This window comes from Mesorhizobium sp. C395A, assembly GCF_030323205.1.
In the GTDB taxonomy this organism is placed as follows: Bacteria; Pseudomonadota; Alphaproteobacteria; order Rhizobiales; family Rhizobiaceae; genus Mesorhizobium.
Map to the genome: position 1 here is coordinate 2,092,865 of NZ_CP100473.1, position 14,650 is coordinate 2,107,514.

Annotated in this window: 14 protein-coding genes; 7 read left to right on the forward strand and 7 right to left on the reverse strand. The window is 63.5% G+C overall.

Annotation, left to right across the window (positions count from 1 at the left end; translation table 11 throughout):
• Positions 1 to 36 precede the first annotated feature (36 nt).
• Both NLY37_RS10460 and NLY37_RS10465 read left to right on the forward strand, forming a co-directional pair.
• On the forward strand, positions 37 to 600 hold the full coding sequence (locus tag NLY37_RS10460; protein WP_023691179.1) for a DUF1003 domain-containing protein: 564 nt from the start codon (positions 37 to 39) through the stop codon (positions 598 to 600).
• Positions 597 to 1,205, forward strand: coding sequence for a DedA family protein (locus NLY37_RS10465; RefSeq protein WP_023741443.1), 609 nt, complete (start codon positions 597 to 599; stop codon positions 1,203 to 1,205). The genes NLY37_RS10460 and NLY37_RS10465 overlap by 4 nt, the downstream gene beginning before the upstream one ends.
• A gap of 3 nt (positions 1,206 to 1,208) precedes the next feature.
• Here NLY37_RS10465 and NLY37_RS10470 read toward each other — a convergent pair whose 3' ends face one another.
• The 3 genes from NLY37_RS10470 to NLY37_RS10480 all read right to left on the reverse strand — a co-directional run bounded on the left by NLY37_RS10470 (position 1,209) and on the right by NLY37_RS10480 (position 2,694).
• Positions 1,209 to 1,796 (reverse strand): hemerythrin domain-containing protein, encoded by a 588-nt coding sequence (locus NLY37_RS10470; RefSeq protein WP_023741444.1) that lies wholly within the window; start codon positions 1,794 to 1,796, stop codon positions 1,209 to 1,211.
• A 43-nt stretch (positions 1,797 to 1,839) separates the two neighbouring features.
• Entirely contained in the window at positions 1,840 to 2,199 is a 360-nt protein-coding gene (locus tag NLY37_RS10475) for a diacylglycerol kinase (protein WP_023741445.1), read from the reverse strand.
• A gap of 75 nt (positions 2,200 to 2,274) precedes the next feature.
• On the reverse strand, positions 2,275 to 2,694 hold the full coding sequence (locus NLY37_RS10480; RefSeq protein ID WP_023741446.1) for a GFA family protein: 420 nt from the start codon (positions 2,692 to 2,694) through the stop codon (positions 2,275 to 2,277).
• Between the two features lie 337 nt (positions 2,695 to 3,031).
• On the opposite strand from NLY37_RS10480, the gene NLY37_RS10485 reads away from it, so the two are divergent.
• From NLY37_RS10485 to NLY37_RS10495, 3 genes are all read left to right on the forward strand, one after another.
• Entirely contained in the window at positions 3,032 to 4,102 is a 1,071-nt protein-coding gene (locus NLY37_RS10485) for a GGDEF domain-containing protein (protein ID WP_023741447.1), read from the forward strand.
• Positions 4,103 to 4,206: 104 nt separating this feature from the next.
• Positions 4,207 to 4,605, forward strand: coding sequence for an MbcA/ParS/Xre antitoxin family protein (locus tag NLY37_RS10490; RefSeq protein ID WP_023681556.1), 399 nt, complete (start codon positions 4,207 to 4,209; stop codon positions 4,603 to 4,605).
• Positions 4,565 to 5,335: an RES family NAD+ phosphorylase gene (locus NLY37_RS10495; RefSeq protein WP_023741448.1), complete on the forward strand. Its 771-nt coding sequence runs from the start codon at positions 4,565 to 4,567 to the stop codon at positions 5,333 to 5,335. The genes NLY37_RS10490 and NLY37_RS10495 overlap by 41 nt, the downstream gene beginning before the upstream one ends.
• A 59-nt stretch (positions 5,336 to 5,394) precedes the next feature.
• On the opposite strand, the gene NLY37_RS10500 is transcribed toward NLY37_RS10495, so the two are convergent.
• Positions 5,395 to 6,768, reverse strand: a complete 1,374-nt coding sequence (locus NLY37_RS10500; protein ID WP_023741449.1) for a class II 3-deoxy-7-phosphoheptulonate synthase — start codon at positions 6,766 to 6,768, stop codon at positions 5,395 to 5,397.
• Between the two features lie 272 nt (positions 6,769 to 7,040).
• Here NLY37_RS10500 and NLY37_RS10505 point away from each other — a divergent pair, with 272 nt between their 5' ends.
• Positions 7,041 to 7,649, forward strand: a complete 609-nt coding sequence (locus NLY37_RS10505; RefSeq protein ID WP_198024938.1) for a hypothetical protein — start codon at positions 7,041 to 7,043, stop codon at positions 7,647 to 7,649.
• On the opposite strand, the gene mfd is transcribed toward NLY37_RS10505, so the two are convergent.
• Complete coding sequence (mfd, locus tag NLY37_RS10510; RefSeq protein ID WP_023741451.1) at positions 7,646 to 11,137, reverse strand: transcription-repair coupling factor; 3,492 nt, start codon at positions 11,135 to 11,137, stop codon at positions 7,646 to 7,648. The genes NLY37_RS10505 and mfd overlap by 4 nt on opposite strands.
• A gap of 10 nt (positions 11,138 to 11,147) precedes the next feature.
• Positions 11,148 to 11,435, reverse strand: coding sequence for an FAD assembly factor SdhE (locus NLY37_RS10515; RefSeq protein ID WP_023735327.1), 288 nt, complete (start codon positions 11,433 to 11,435; stop codon positions 11,148 to 11,150).
• A 313-nt stretch (positions 11,436 to 11,748) separates the two neighbouring features.
• On the opposite strand from NLY37_RS10515, the gene recG reads away from it, so the two are divergent.
• The gene (gene recG, locus NLY37_RS10520) at positions 11,749 to 13,857 is read left to right on the forward strand and encodes an ATP-dependent DNA helicase RecG (protein ID WP_023741452.1); all 2,109 of its coding nucleotides are present in this window, start codon (positions 11,749 to 11,751) and stop codon (positions 13,855 to 13,857) included.
• Here the strand turns inward: recG and NLY37_RS10525 are convergent.
• Positions 13,809 to 14,567 (reverse strand): DUF502 domain-containing protein, encoded by a 759-nt coding sequence (locus NLY37_RS10525; RefSeq protein ID WP_027050381.1) that lies wholly within the window; start codon positions 14,565 to 14,567, stop codon positions 13,809 to 13,811. The genes recG and NLY37_RS10525 overlap by 49 nt on opposite strands.
• Positions 14,568 to 14,650: the final 83 nt, after the last annotated feature.

Here is a 14,650-nt window from a genome sequence, read left to right on the forward strand (position 1 = left end):
GGCTGCCAAGCCGACGCTTTTCCTATGGAGACATCCATGCACAAGACCGTGCCAGAACTGGCCAACCGCTGGCTGAAGCGAACGCCGGAGGGCCTCAGCGAGCTCGAGCGGCGGGTGTTGCAGAGCACTGTCGACCGCAAGCCCATCTCGCAGGATATCAACGACAGCCTCACCGGCCTTCAGGGCGCCGGCGACCGGATCGCCGATGCCATTGCCCGCATCGGCGGCTCGTGGACGTTCATCCTGTCCTTCATTGCTTTCCTGGTGCTGTGGATCGGCGCCAATTGGTGGCTGCTCGGGCGAGACTCGTTCGACCCCTACCCCTTCATCTTCCTCAACCTGGTGCTGTCGATGATCGCCGCCTTGCAGGCGCCGGTGATCATGATGTCGCAGAACCGACAGGCCGCGCGCGACCGCATCGACGCCGCGCATGACTATGAGGTCAACCTCAAGGCCGAGATCGAGATCATGGCTCTGCATGAAAAGCTGGACGAACTGCGCCACAGCCAGATCATCGGCGTGCGCGAGGACATCGCGCGCCTGGCCGAACAGGTGAACCGCATAGACGAAAAACTGTCGGGCCGGCAAACCTCTCAATGACCTGGATCGTCCATCACCTCATCGAGCAATACGGGTTGATCGCGGTTTTCCTGGGCTGTGTCGCCGAAGGCGAAAGTGCGGCCATCCTCGGCGGCTTCTTCGCCCATCAGCATGTCTTCATCCTCTGGAAGGCTTTCCTCGCGGCCGCCATTGGCGCCTTCGTCGGCGACACGTTTTTCTTCATTCTCGGCCGCAGCTTTGCCGACCATCCCAGAGTGCTGAAACTGAAGGCGAGGCCCGGCTTCAACCACGCCTACCGTCTCGTCTCGTCCCATCCCAACATATTCGTCCTGTCCAACCGCTACATCTATGGCCTGCGCCTGGTCGGCGGCATCGCGGCCGGTTTCGCCAGCATTTCGGTAGCGCGCTTCGTTATCCTCAACGCGGTGTCGTCGCTGGTCTGGGCGGCTTTGTTCTGCGGCATCGGCTACGTCTTCGGCGTCGGCGCCGAGCAGATGATAGGCAAGGCACTGCTCCATCACGAACGGCTGCTGATCGCGCTTGCCATAGGTCTGGGCGTCGCCATCCTTGCCTGGCTCATCGCCCGCACCGTCGCCGGCAAGGAGCGCGCCAAGGACGCCCGCGACAGCGAAACCATATCGTAAGGTTCAGTCGTCGTCCTCGACCAGAGCCCGGTCGCCGCGATCGAGGATCAGCGGGATGATGAGATCTTCCTCGTCGGCCAGATGCCGCTTCAGCATGGCGATCAGCCGGCTGTTCTCGTCCGCATAGGCGTCGGCGGCGAAGCGCTGCCTGTCCTCGCTCTCCTCGAGCGTGCGGATGAAGGCGTTCGCCGTCTCGGCGTTGCGCTCCAGCCCCTCATGAATGGTGTGATGGTCGGCATCGAGGATTTCGAAGCCGCGCTTCAGGCGCGGCTCCGCCTTGGCGAAAGCCGGGAAATATCGGTAGTCCTCGACATTGTGGTGGCCGTCGAGATTGCCGAGAAAGTGGTTCAGCCGCGGCGCGAACCAGCGCGCGAAATCCGGCGCCGTCAGCCTGCCTTCGCGATAATCGCCAATGCCGTTGGTGAGCATGCCGCCCAGCTCTCGGAACATGTCGTGCCGCTGCAGCCACATGTTTGCCATGCCGTGGATGTTGGCGTGGCCCTGCCATGTCTCGCGCGGATATTTTTCCGCCAGCCAGCGCAGGTCTTCCGGCAGGCCGGCTCTTTCAAGCAGCAGAAAATTGGCTTCCACGACGTCAGTCTCCTTTGGTGACTAACATATGGGAGCGTTCAGATCAGATCGGTAGTCCCGTGATGCGCTCGATGAGGGCGATTCCCCAGACGCCGGTGACGATAATAACCGAAATCAGCACCGCCAGCGAGCCGCAGTCCTTGGCGAGCTGGATGTCGACGTTGAACTCCCGACTGAAGGCATCGCAGGCTGCCTCGATGCCGGTGTTGAGCACTTCGACCATGATGAGCAGCAGCACCGCGCCGATCAACAGCGCGTAGCCGCGCCACGAGACCGAGACGAACCAGCCGAGCGGCAGCGCCAGCACCAGCAGCATCAGTTCCTGCTGAAATGCCCTTTCGCTGGCGGCGAGCTTGCGAAAGGCTCGCACAGAATTGAAGTAAGCACCGATCAGCCGCTGCATGCCGCATCCCCTTCGAATCACCGGCAGGGGATATCGCAATGGCTGGATCAAGGGAATAAGGCAGCCGCCGCAAAATCACTCCTCCGCAACCTTGATCGTCGGCGTCGACTTCTCGAACTGCGGCAGTCCATCGTCGATCGTATAGTAATCGCCCTTGTCGCCGACAAAGATGTGGCATTGGCCTTCGAGCCCGGTCGGGTTGTCGAACGATCCGGCCAGAACCGAGACATAGGCATCCTGACCCGGCTTCCAGAACAGCACCGAGCCGCAGATCTTGCAAAAGCCGCGCTTGGCGAAGGAAGACGATTCGTACCAGCTGATGTTGTCGGCGCCGGTTATCGTGATGTCGCCGTCGGCGACGTTGGTTGCAGCGTAAAAATGCCCGCTCTGCTTGCGGCACTGCGAACAGTGGCAAAAAATGACGCCGCGCAACGGCCCTCGCGTCTGGAAACGCACTGCTCCACACAGGCAAGATCCGCTGTGGTTGTTGCTCATCCCTGCCTCCACCGTCCATCGTTCACGGGTTCGCCGCTGGCCGAGAGGATTTCAGTTTTGCCGCAGCCGGGCACCGGCAAATGCGACATGGGGTGGGCGTGTTCGGACCTGACCTCAGGATCTTTGCAAGCATTGCTGTAGCCTGCAGCAGAATGGGTCCCGTTACCTGGCGGGACATTAAGAAAACTTTAGCGCCGGCGCATCTATGGTTGTGCCAAGCGAATGTCGCGATCGGGGACGTGTCTTTCGCAGGATGATCCGAAATACGGCTGGCACTCTCCGGTCGGCGGCATCTCGCACGGTCTGCGATGGTTCCCAGAGGCAGAGTGAACAGAACATGCAGCCGGCAGCCGTCCAGACCGACCGAAACAGCGACATTGCAACAGCCGTTGTGGCGACCATGCGTCAGCTCGGTGTGCTTGGCCTGCCGCGCAATTACGAAATCTTCTACGAAGCACTGAAAGGCACCAACCGCGAACTCGGCCTGGCCGTCGTCGCGCTCGGCAACCAGCCGACGCAGGACGATCTCGACCGCATCGGCCGCGCTTTCTTTGCTCAGCATCACGGTCCCGGCATTGTCGAGCAGGCGCGCGACGTGCTGGCCAGGGAACTCGAGGACATCGCCTTGCTGCTGCGCAGCGAACGCAGCCATATCGAGAAATACGGCAAGATCCTCGATGAGACGTCAAGCGGCCTCGCCAACCGCAGCCTGCTTTCGCAGGATCTGCTGCAGAAGGTCGCCAGCGCCATGGCGGCGGCCACCAACTCGACCCTCGACCACGGCAAGCAGGTTGCAACCACGCTGAGCGACAAGACGGCGGAACTGGAGAGCGTCAAGTCGAAGCTTGAGGAGTACAAGCGGCTCGCCGACACCGACCCCTTGACCCATATCTGGAACCGCCGCGCCTTCGACAAGCAAATCACGGCGATTTACACCTCCAACAAGGGGATCCTGTTCAACGCCCTGATCCTTGCCGACATCGACCATTTCAAGGGTGTCAACGATCGCTACGGCCACCCGGTCGGCGACAAGATCATCCAGATCGTCGCTGAAATCTTCCAGACCAGCATCCGTGAAGACATGTTCGTTGCCCGCACCGGCGGGGAGGAATTCGCGCTGATCGTCAAGGGCGCCAGCGAGGATACCACTTACGAGATCGCCGAACGCATCCGCGTGCTGATCGAACAGACGGCGTTCACCAGCAGCCAGACCGGCGCCAATTACGGCACGGTAACCGTTTCCATGGGCATCTGCATGGCTTCCGAAGCGGAAAGCCCGGAGGATCTTTACACCAAGGCGGACCGGGCGCTCTACCGCTCCAAGGTTGGCGGGCGCAACCGCGTCACCCGGCACTCGACAATGGCCGGCCGCACCGGCAAGAACTGGCTGCTATACAAGAAAGACTGACGCTTCGGCGTGCAGCCAATTCCCGGGCACAGGCAAATTTATCGGATCCCGCCTCTTTCCATATGAATTTCCGTGGAGTATATTTTCCATGGAAAGAGAGAGCCATGTCTGTTACACAACCCAATGCTGCCGCCCCTGATCTGACCGCGAAGGCGGCCGAAAACGCGGTTCTGACCAAGGCCACGCTGCGCGCCGCCGAACTCTTGGATATAACCGCCAGGGTGCTTGCGTCGATCATCGGCGTCTCGGAAGCCACGGTTTCACGCATGCGCAGGCAGGAATTCCTGCTGGAGCGCGGCACCAAGCCGTTCGAACTCGCGGTGCTGTTCGTGCGGCTGTTCCGTTCGCTCGACGCCATTGTCGGCGGTGACGAGACGATAGCCCGGGCATGGCTGAAGAACGCGAATACCGCGTTCGATGGCAGCCCGCTTGAAAAGATCCTCACCATTACCGGGCTTGTCGATGTCATTGCCTATCTGGACTCCCGACGCGCTCTCGTCTGAAGCCGTCCGGCTCGACGGCAAATACTGGCGCATGGTCGAGGCGCAGCACCGCGTCTCGACGCTGAAGATCGTCGACACGCTGGACGAACAGGCGCTGCTCGAGGATCTGATCGAGGAGACCAAGCCGCAAATCCCCATGGAATGCCGGCATCTCCACTATCTCCTGGCGACGCCCTTCCGCTACGGCTCGATCTATCCCTACGGCTCGCGCTTCCGCCGCGCTGGCCGCACCCTGGGTGTCTACTATGCCGCGGAGACGATCATGACGGCGGTCGCCGAAATGGCCTTCTACCGCTTGTTGTTCTTCGCCGATTCGCCCGACACGCCATGGCCGCACGACGCCGCCGAATACACCGCCTTCGCCGCCGCGATCCGCACCGACAAGGCTGTCGACCTCACGCGGCCGCCACTCGACCGCGATCAGGCTGAGTGGACGCATCCGACCGACTACGCCGCCAGCCAGGCGATTGCCGATGTCGCGCGTGAGGCTGGGTTGGAGGCGATCCGCTACCGTTCGGCGCGCGACCCGAAGGGCGCCAACATAGCGCTGCTGGCATGTCGCGGCTTTACCAAGGCCAAGCCGCTGGAGCCGCACACATGGCGCATCCGGCTGGGCTCGTTCGGTGTCCAGGCGATCTGCGAGTTTCCGGAAAGGCGCCTCGAGTTTTCCAGAGCCGCCTTTGCCAACGATCCCCGGCTTAACGGCCTGCGCTGGGAACGTGGCCGCTGATCGAAACGAAAAAAGCGCGGGATCTCCCCGGCGCTTTCCACTTCAACCTGAAAACGGGTTCAGCCGTTAGCCACCTGCTTGTGCTGCACCGGATGGCTCTTCTTCAAGAGATCCGACACCAGGAACGCCAGCTCGATCGCCTGGTCGGCATTGAGGCGCGGGTCGCAATGGGTGTGATAGCGGTCCTGCAGCTCCTCGGCGGTGATGGCGCGGGCGCCACCGGTGCATTCGGTGACGTTCTTGCCGGTCATCTCGACATGGATGCCGCCGGGATGCGTGCCTTCGGCGCGATGCACCTCGAAGAAGGTCTGCACTTCCTTGAGGATGCGGTCGAACGGGCGCGTCTTGTAGCCGGCAGCCTCGATCGTATTGCCGTGCATCGGGTCGGACGACCACACGACGCTGCGACCTTCCTTCTGCACCGCGCGCACCAGCTTCGGCAGATGGTCGGCGACCTTGTCGGAGCCGAAGCGGGCGATCAGCGTCAGCCGGCCCGGCTCGTTCTCCGGATTGAGCAGGTCGATGAGCTCCAGCAGGCCGTCAGTCGTCAGCGACGGGCCGCATTTGAGGCCGAGCGGGTTCTTGATGCCGCGGCAATATTCGACATGCGCATGGTCGGGCTGTCGGGTGCGGTCGCCGATCCAGATCATGTGGCCCGACGTTGCGTACCAGTCGCCGGAGGTCGAATCGACGCGGGTCAGCGCCTCTTCATAGCCGAGCAGCAGCGCCTCGTGGCTGGTATAGAAGTCCGTCTCGCGCAGCGCGTAATTGGTCTCCGAGGTGATGCCGACGGCCTTCATGAAGTCCATCGTCTCGGTGATGCGGTTGGCGAGCATGCCATACTTCTCGCCCTGCGGGCTGTCGGACACGAAGCCGAGCATCCAGCGATGCACGTTCTCCAGGCTGGCATAGCCGCCTTGGGCGAAGGCGCGCAGAAGGTTGAGCGTCGCCGCCGATTGCCGGTAGGCCATCTCCTGGCGAGCCGGGTCGGGAATACGCGACTTGGGGTCGAACTCGATGCCGTTGATGATGTCGCCACGGTAGCTCGGCAGCGTCACCTCGCCCTTGGTCTCATTGTCGGAGGAGCGCGGCTTGGCAAACTGGCCGGCAACGCGGCCGACCTTCACGACCGGCTGCGCGCCGGCGAAAGTCAGCACCACTGACATTTGCAAAAATACACGGAAGAAGTCGCGGATGTTGTCCGCGCCATGTTCGGCGAAACTCTCGGCGCAATCACCGCCCTGCAGAAGGAATGCGTCGCCGGCAGCGACAGCCGCAAGCTGCTTCTTCAGCTTGCGCGCCTCACCTGCAAAAACCAGCGGCGGAAAGGTGGCGAGCTGGGCTTCCGTGTTCTTCAGCGCGCCAAGGTCCGGATAGGCAGGAACCTGCTTGATCGGCTTTGCTCTCCAAGAATTCGGCGACCATTTCGTCATCGCTGCACCCAAACGCTCTTTCCAGCAGGGCTTTTGCCCGCCATTCCCACCCCATATGGGGATCGCGGCTCCATACACGAAGCCGATTTCCTATTCTAGACCGGAATTCAAGCGCTGGCGAATGATGGGGAGCATCATGCCGCGACCCACTTTGGCTTCTTATCTTCGCGACGGCTGTGCAATATCGCTTGGTGTCAGAATCGATCCTCACCGATCTAGTCGCGCCGGTCATCGTCCGCCGCGCAACAATTCGCCATGGAGTCCCTATGTCCGTGTCCGCCTACCTTGACCGCGTGCGCCGCGAGCAAGGCCTGTTGACGATCGACGAGGTGGTTGGCCTGTCCGAGCGCGGCAACGTGATCTACGACCCCTACTCCACGCTGATTTCCGCACGCGCCGTCATCGAGCGAGGCAACGTCTTCTTCCCCGGCGTCTACCTGTTGTGCACCGACAGTGGCACGCTGGAGATCGGCGACGCCAACATTTTCCACGCCAACACGCTGTTCGAAGCATCCGCCGGCGCAATCCGCGTCGGCTCACGCAACCAGTTTGGCGAAGGCGGTTTTAGTGCAAAGGCCAACAGGCCGGGAGCCTCGATCGTGATCGGCGATCAAGGCCGCTATCTCAACGGCGCGGCGGTCTTCGGCGAAACGGTGCTGGGTTCAGGCAGCCAGCTTCTCGGTGCAATCGCGGTCGACAGTTGCCGGCTGGCACCGGGCGGTAGTTTTCGTGAGCCCGACCCCGACCGCCGGGCCGGATTGCTGAAGGGCGCCGGCGCCGCGCGCGGCTTCACCGTGCCTGCCGGGCACGTCATCGTCGGCGCCGGCACGTTCTCGGCATCCGACCTGCAGTTGCAGTCGAATTTCCATCCGAAAGTCTAGGCGGCCACCAGCCGCGCCAACTGGGTCATGACGACAGCCGAGCCCGCCAGACGCTTCTCGGCTGTCGGCCAGTCGCGGATGAAGACCACGCTGTGGTCGGCCCTGATCTTGGCCAGCGAGCCCTGTTCGCCGATGTACTTGACCAGCCCGACCGGGTTAGAAAACTCGCGCTTGCGGAAATGGATGACGACGCCCTTGGGGCCGGCATCGAGCTTTTCGACATTGGCTCTGCGGCAGAGCGCCTTGATGAAGACGATCTTGAGCAGATGTTTTACTTCCTCCGGCAGCGGACCGAATCGATCGATCAGCTCGGAGCCAAAGGCGTCGATTTCCTCCGTATTTTCGAGATCGCCAAGGCGCCTGTAAAGCGCCAGCCTGAGCTGCAGGTCCGGCACGTAGCTTTCCGGGATCATGACCGCCGTGCCCACCGCGATCTGCGGCGACCAGCCGCCATCCTGCACCTCACCGGAATCCTTCACCTCGGCCACCGCCTCCTCCAGCATCTGCTGGTAGAGCTCGAAGCCGACCTCCTTGATGTGTCCGGATTGTTCTTCGCCGAGTAGATTGCCGGCGCCCCTGATGTCGAGGTCGTGGCTGGCGAGCTGGAACCCGGCGCCAAGCGTGTCCAGCGACTGCAGCACCTTCAGCCGGCGCTCGGCCGTGTCGGTGAGCTTGCGGTTGGCCGGCAGCGTGAACAACGAATATGCCCGCACCTTGGAACGGCCGACGCGGCCGCGCAGCTGGTAGAGCTGCGACAGGCCGAACATATCGGCGCGATGGATGATCAGCGTGTTGGCGGTCGGAATGTCGAGACCGGATTCGACGATCGTGGTCGACAACAGCACGTCGTACTGGCCGTCATAGAAGGCGTTCATGATGTCGTCGAGTTCGCCGGGCGGCATCTGGCCATGGGCCACCGCCACCTTCAGCTCCGGCACGGATTCCCTCAGGAAATCATGGATTTCGGCGAGATCGCTGATACGCGGCACGACATAGAAGGAATGGCCGCCGCGATAGCGTTCGCGCAGCAGCGTCTCGCGGATGACCAGCGGATCGAAGGGCGAGATGAAGGTGCGCACCGCCATACGGTCGACCGGCGGCGTGGCGATCAGCGACAGTTCGCGCACGCCGGTCAGAGCCAATTGCAGAGTGCGCGGGATCGGTGTCGCCGACAGCGTCAGCACATGGACATCGGACTTGAGGTCTTTCAGCCGTTCCTTGTGCTTGACGCCAAAATGCTGCTCCTCGTCGATGATCAAAAGGCCGAGATTCTTGAACGAGATCGCGGACCCAAGCAGCGCGTGCGTGCCGATGACGATGTCGACCTGGCCCTCGGCGATGCCTTTCTTGGTTTCCGCCAGTTCCTTGGCGCCAACCAGCCGCGAAGCCTGGGCGACGCGGATCGGCAGGCCGGAGAAGCGCTGCGAAAAGGTCTTGAAATGCTGGCGCGACAACAGCGTCGTCGGCACCACGACCGCGACCTGGAACCCTTCCATGGCAGCGATGAAGGCGGCGCGCAGCGCAACCTCGGTCTTGCCGAAGCCGACATCGCCGCAGATCAGCCGGTCCATCGGCTTGCCGGCACCAAGGTCGTCCACGACGGCATCGATCGCGCCCTGCTGGTCGTCGGTCTCCTCATAGGGAAAGCGCGCCGAGAATTCGCCGTAAAGCCCTTCCGCCGGCACCATGGGCGGCGCGGTACGCATCTGGCGCTCGGCGGCAATGCGGATCAACTGTCCGGCCATGTCGAGCAGGCGCTTCTTCAGCCGCGCCTTGCGCGACTGCCAGGCGCCGCCGCCGAGCTTGTCCAGCGTCGCCTCGGCTGTGTCAGAGCCGTAGCGCGACAGAAGCTCGATGTTTTCCACCGGCAGGAACAGCCGGTCGTCGCCGGCATAGTGGATTTCCAGGCAATCATGCGGCGCGCCGACCGCCTCGATGGTGCGCAGGCCGATAAAACGGCCAATGCCGTGATCAGCATGGACGACGATGTCGCCCGCCGACAACGACGACGCCTCGGCGATGAAATCCGACGCGCGCTTCTTGCGCTTCGAGCGCCGGATCAGCCGGTCGCCCAGAATATCCTGTTCGGCGACGACAACCAGCTGTTCGGTCTCGAAGCCGGATTCCAGCGGCAGCACCGCAAGCGCCGCCTGGCCCGGCTCGAGTTTTTCCGCCTCGGCCAACGTCGCCACCGGCACCAGATTGCCGAGATGATGCTCGGCCAGGATCTGGCCGAGCCGATCGAGCGATCCTTCGGTCCAACCGGCGACGATGACCCGCCGGCGTGCCGCGCGCTCGTCGGCAATATGCTTCACCACGACGTCGAAGACGTTGGCGTTGGGGTCGGCACGTTCCTCGGCGAAGCTGCGGCCGTGGCGCGAACCGCCATGGAACACCTTCTTGGCCCCGACATCGGGCGCGTCGAAGGCGGTGAAGTCGATGGCTTCGCGCGGTCCGAGGGACGCCACGAGGTTTTCCGGCGAGAGATAGAGCAGGTCCGGCGCCACCGGCTTGTACGGCACGGCGTCCTTCAACGCGGCGTCGGCCTGTTTGCGGCGCGCTTCGTAATGGTCGAGGATCAGCGTGTGGCGTTCTGCCAGCGCCTCATGCGCCAGGTGGTCGAAGATCACCGGCGCATCAGGCAGATAATCAAACACTGTCTCCAGCCGCTCGTAGAACAACGGCAACCAATGCTCCATGCCGGCGAAGCGCCGGCCCTCGCTCACCGCCGCATAAAGCCCGTCGTCACGCTGCGGTGCGCCAAAGGCTTCGATATAGGACCGGCGGAAGCGGCTGATGGTTTCGGGGGTCAGCGCCACTTCACTCATCGCCTGCAGCGCCATCGACTTGCGCTGGCCGGTGGTGCGCTGCGTGGCGGCGTCGAAGACGCGGATCGATTCCAGCGTGTCGCCGAAGAAATCGAGCCGCAGTGCTTCCGTCCAGCCGGGTGCGTAGAGGTCGAGGATGCCGCCGCGCACGGCGAATTCGCCGATACCGCGCACCGTCGGCACTCGCTCGAAGCCGGAAATCTCCAGCCGGGACACCAGCGCGTTCATGTCGATCTGGTTGCCGGGCTTTGCGTGGAAAGTCTGCGCTTCGACCAGATCGGCCGGCGGAATGCGCTGCAGCAGCGCATTGGCAGTGGTCAGGATGACCGCGCGATGCGGCTTTTTTGCCAGCGCGATCATCGCCGTCAGGGCGTCGAGCCGCTTGGCAGCGGCATCGGAGCCTGGCGAAACGCGGTCATAGGGCAGGCAATCCCAGGCCGGCAACTCCAACACCGGCAGGCCGGGGGCGGCAAAGGTCAGCGCCTCGATGATCGACGGCAGGCGCTGGCCGTCGCGCGCCACGAACAGCACCGGTTTGTCAGGCGCAATCTCATGGATCGCCTGCACCAGCGCAAAGGCTTCGTAGCCGTCGGCAACGCCATCGACGATGAACTGGCCGGCGCGGCCTTTCGGCAGGCCGATTCTGGGAATGAGGCTCATGGTTGCACGTTTAAAATGTCATGGTCCGGCGCGATGCCAGGATCTTTTGCAGGACGGCACAGTCGATATTCCCGGGAACCGGGCGTTCGCCGGTGACCATGGGCAGGAATTCGGTGTCGGGGATGTCGAGGAGCCTTTCATATTGGTCGATTTCATCGCCGGTCAAGGCGCCGATCTCGTTGTCGGCAAACGTACCGAGGATAAGGTCCATCTCGCGCATCCCGCGATGCCAGGAGCGGAACAACAGCTTGCGGCGCCTGATATCCAGCCCCTCGCTTGATCGTTTCGTTCCGGTCATCTGCCGCATCCTTGCTTGGTGCGGCGCATATAGCGTGGATAGAGGGCGGTGTCAGCCTTGCAACGCACGGGTGGGCGGCTAAACATCCCGGGTGTGAAGAACACTCCTGACAACGCTGGTGCCGGACACCGCCCGCACTTCACCCTCCCCCTTGTGGGGAGGGTCGGCGAGCACGCTTCGCAAAGCGAAGCGAGTGAGACGGGGTGGGGGTGCGGCGCTGACCTACCGACTTCCTCGAAAGTTAGCCGCGCACCTACCCCCATCCCGCTCCGCTTCGCGGATCGACCCTCCCCACAGGGGGGAGAGTGAAGCCATGCGCCCCTCCCTCCTCGACCCTCTCTTCGTCCCCATCACTTCGCTTGCCGGCGTCGGCCCCAAGGTTGGCGCTCTGATCGAGAAGGTGGTGGCGGCCGATCTCGGCGAACGGCCGGCGCGCGCGGGCGGCCTGTTGTTCGTGCTGCCGCACACCGTCATCGACCGTCGCAATCGTCCCGGCATCGCGCTTGCGCCTGCAGGCGCCATCGTCACACTCGACGTGCGCATCGACCGCCACCAGCCGCCGCCGCGCGGCAACCGGTCGGTGCCTTACCGCGTCTATGCCCATGACGACACCGGCGAGATCGGGTTGACCTTCTTCCACGCCCATGCCGCCTATCTTGAAAAAGCGATGCCGGTGGGCGAGCATGTCGTCGTCTCCGGCCGTATGGAATGGTTCAACGGCCGCCCGACCATGGTCCACCCCGACCATATCGCTTTGGCAGGTGACACTGAGAGCCTGCCGCTGGTCGAACCGGTCTATCCGCTCACTGCGGGCCTGTCCGGAAAAGTGCTGCGCCGCGCCATCGGCCAGGCGCTCGGCCGGCTGCCGGAATTGCCGGAGTGGCAGGACGCTGCCTTCATGCGCAAGCAGACCTTTCCGGCCTTTGCCGACGCGCTCGCCCGGGTCCACTATCCCGCGGACCCGATCGATGTCGCCATCGAGGGGGTGGCATGGCGCCGCCTTGCCTATGACGAGCTTCTCGCCGGCCAGGTCTCGCTGGCATTGGTGCGGGCAAAAGTGCGCCGCCTGTCGGGCCGGCCGCTCATCGGCGACGGTCGCATCGTCGAGAAACTGCGCGCAGCCCTGCCCTATTCATTGACCGGCAGCCAGGAATTCGCGCTTGCCGAAATCAATGCCGATCTGGCCGACCCCGAGCGCATGCTGCGCCTGCTGCAAGGCGATGTCGGCTCCGGCAAGACGGTGGTGGCGCTGCTGGCCATGGGGCGCGCAGTCGAGGCCGGTGGCCAGGCGGCATTGATGGCGCCGACCGAGATCCTGGCGCGCCAGCATCTGGCGACGATCACGCCTTTGGCCGAACAGGCCGGCCTGCGCGTCGCCATCCTCACCGGCCGCGAAAAGGGCCGCGAGCGCGCCGATACGCTGGCGGGCCTGGCCAGCGGCGACATCGACATCGTCGTCGGCACCCATGCGCTGTTCCAGGAAACGGTGACCTATCACGACCTCTTGCTTGCCGTGGTCGACGAGCAACACCGCTTCGGCGTCCACCAGCGGCTTGCCATCACCGCCAAGGGCGACGCCCCGGACATGCTGGTGATGACGGCGACGCCGATCCCGCGCACTCTGGTGCTGACCGCCTTCGGCGACATGGACGTCTCCAAGCTGACGGAAAAGCCGGTTGGCCGCCAGCCGATCCGCACCGTCACGCTGCCACTGGAACGGCTGGACGAACTGGTCGGTCGCATGCTGGACGCGGTTGCCGACGGCCAGAAGATCTACTGGATCTGCCCGCTGGTCGAGGAATCCGAAGAGATCAAGTTGATGTCGGCCGAGGACCGTTTTGCCTCGCTGCAGCGCTTGTTCGGCGATCGCATCGGCCTCGTCCACGGCCGCATGAAGGGCGCCGAAAAGGACGAGGCGATGCGCGCGTTCAAGGCCGGCGAAACCCGCATCCTGATCGCCACCACCGTCATCGAGGTCGGCGTCGACGTGCCGGACGCCACCATCATGGTCATCGAGCATGCCGAACGTTTTGGCCTGGCGCAACTGCACCAGTTGCGCGGCCGCGTCGGCCGCGGCGACAAGCCTTCTTCCTGCGTGCTGCTCTACAAGGACCCGCTCGGCGAAACGGCCAAGCGCCGGCTGTCGGTGATGCGCGAGACCGAGGACGGGTTCCTGATCGCCGAAGAGGATCTGAAGCTGCGCGGCGAAGGCGAATTGCTCGGCACCCGCCAGTCCGGCACGCCGGGCTTCCAGGTGGCGCGCATCGAGGTGCACGCCGACTTGCTCGAAGCAGCCCGCGACGATGCAAGGCTGATCCTGTCGCGTGATCCGGAACTACAGTCTGAGCGCGGCGAGGCGCTGCGGCTGCTGCTCTATTTGTTCGGCCGCGACGAGGCCGTGCGGCTCTTGCGTGCCGGCTGAGCCAAAGCACCAAGCGGCGGGTTGGCGAGATCTCCGTCGATCGGCTGGCCGTTCATCGTCACCATTTTCGGCTTGACTTCGGGCGCCACCAGCCCGGCCGAGACGATCAGCCTGGCGCCGTCCTCAATCGTCATGTCGAGCAGCACGATGTCGGATTTCGGCACGTACATCAGGAAACCGGTGGTAGGGTTCGGCGTGCACGGCATGAACACGGCGATCATCGGGTCGCCTGCATGGTCGAGCTTCTGGTTGATCTCGGTTTCCTTCTCGCTGGCGACGAAGACCAGCGACCAGACGCCTTTTCGCGGATATTCGACCAGCCCGACCTGGCGGAACATATCGCCCTTGTTCGACAGCACCGTCTGGAAAATCTGCTTCAGCGAACCGTAGATGCCGCGCACCAGCGGCATACGGCCAAGCAGCCGTTCGCCGAAATTGACGATGGCGCGACCGACGATGTTGGCGGTCATGAAGCCGATCAGCGTGATCAGCACGAGCGCCACGATCAGGCCGAAGCCGGGCACCGGAAACGGCAAATAGGTGTCGGGGCTGTAGCGCGCCGGAATGTACGGCTTCACCCAGGAATCGACCCAGCCGACGAACGACCAGGCGATATAGGCGGTGATCGCCAGCGGCGCGCAGACGATAAAGCCTGTGAGGAAATAGTTCCTCAGCCGGGTCATGCCTGAAGTTCTGGGAGCATCGGACATGGTTCACCGGGGACGCGGGTTGCAGCGCCACACTAGTGAAGCGGACGGCGCTTTGGAACTGCGAAGTTTTTTAGACCCCCGAT

Coding starts and splice junctions, on each gene's coding strand:
- NLY37_RS10480 (WP_023741446.1), bottom strand. CDS start 2,694: ATGAGCAACAACCACAGCGGATCTTGCCTGTGTGGAGCAGTGCGTTTC.
- mfd (WP_023741451.1), bottom strand. CDS start 11,137: ATGAGCCTCATTCCCAGAATCGGCCTGCCGAAAGGCCGCGCCGGCCAG.
- NLY37_RS10525 (WP_027050381.1), bottom strand. CDS start 14,567: ATGTCCGATGCTCCCAGAACTTCAGGCATGACCCGGCTGAGGAACTAT.
- recG (WP_023741452.1), top strand. CDS start 11,749: ATGCGCCCCTCCCTCCTCGACCCTCTCTTCGTCCCCATCACTTCGCTT.
- NLY37_RS10460 (WP_023691179.1), top strand. CDS start 37: ATGCACAAGACCGTGCCAGAACTGGCCAACCGCTGGCTGAAGCGAACG.
- NLY37_RS10500 (WP_023741449.1), bottom strand. CDS start 6,768: ATGACGAAATGGTCGCCGAATTCTTGGAGAGCAAAGCCGATCAAGCAG.
- NLY37_RS10515 (WP_023735327.1), bottom strand. CDS start 11,435: ATGACCGGAACGAAACGATCAAGCGAGGGGCTGGATATCAGGCGCCGC.
- NLY37_RS10485 (WP_023741447.1), top strand. CDS start 3,032: ATGCAGCCGGCAGCCGTCCAGACCGACCGAAACAGCGACATTGCAACA.
- NLY37_RS10490 (WP_023681556.1), top strand. CDS start 4,207: ATGTCTGTTACACAACCCAATGCTGCCGCCCCTGATCTGACCGCGAAG.
- NLY37_RS10465 (WP_023741443.1), top strand. CDS start 597: ATGACCTGGATCGTCCATCACCTCATCGAGCAATACGGGTTGATCGCG.
- NLY37_RS10495 (WP_023741448.1), top strand. CDS start 4,565: ATGTCATTGCCTATCTGGACTCCCGACGCGCTCTCGTCTGAAGCCGTC.
- NLY37_RS10475 (WP_023741445.1), bottom strand. CDS start 2,199: ATGCAGCGGCTGATCGGTGCTTACTTCAATTCTGTGCGAGCCTTTCGC.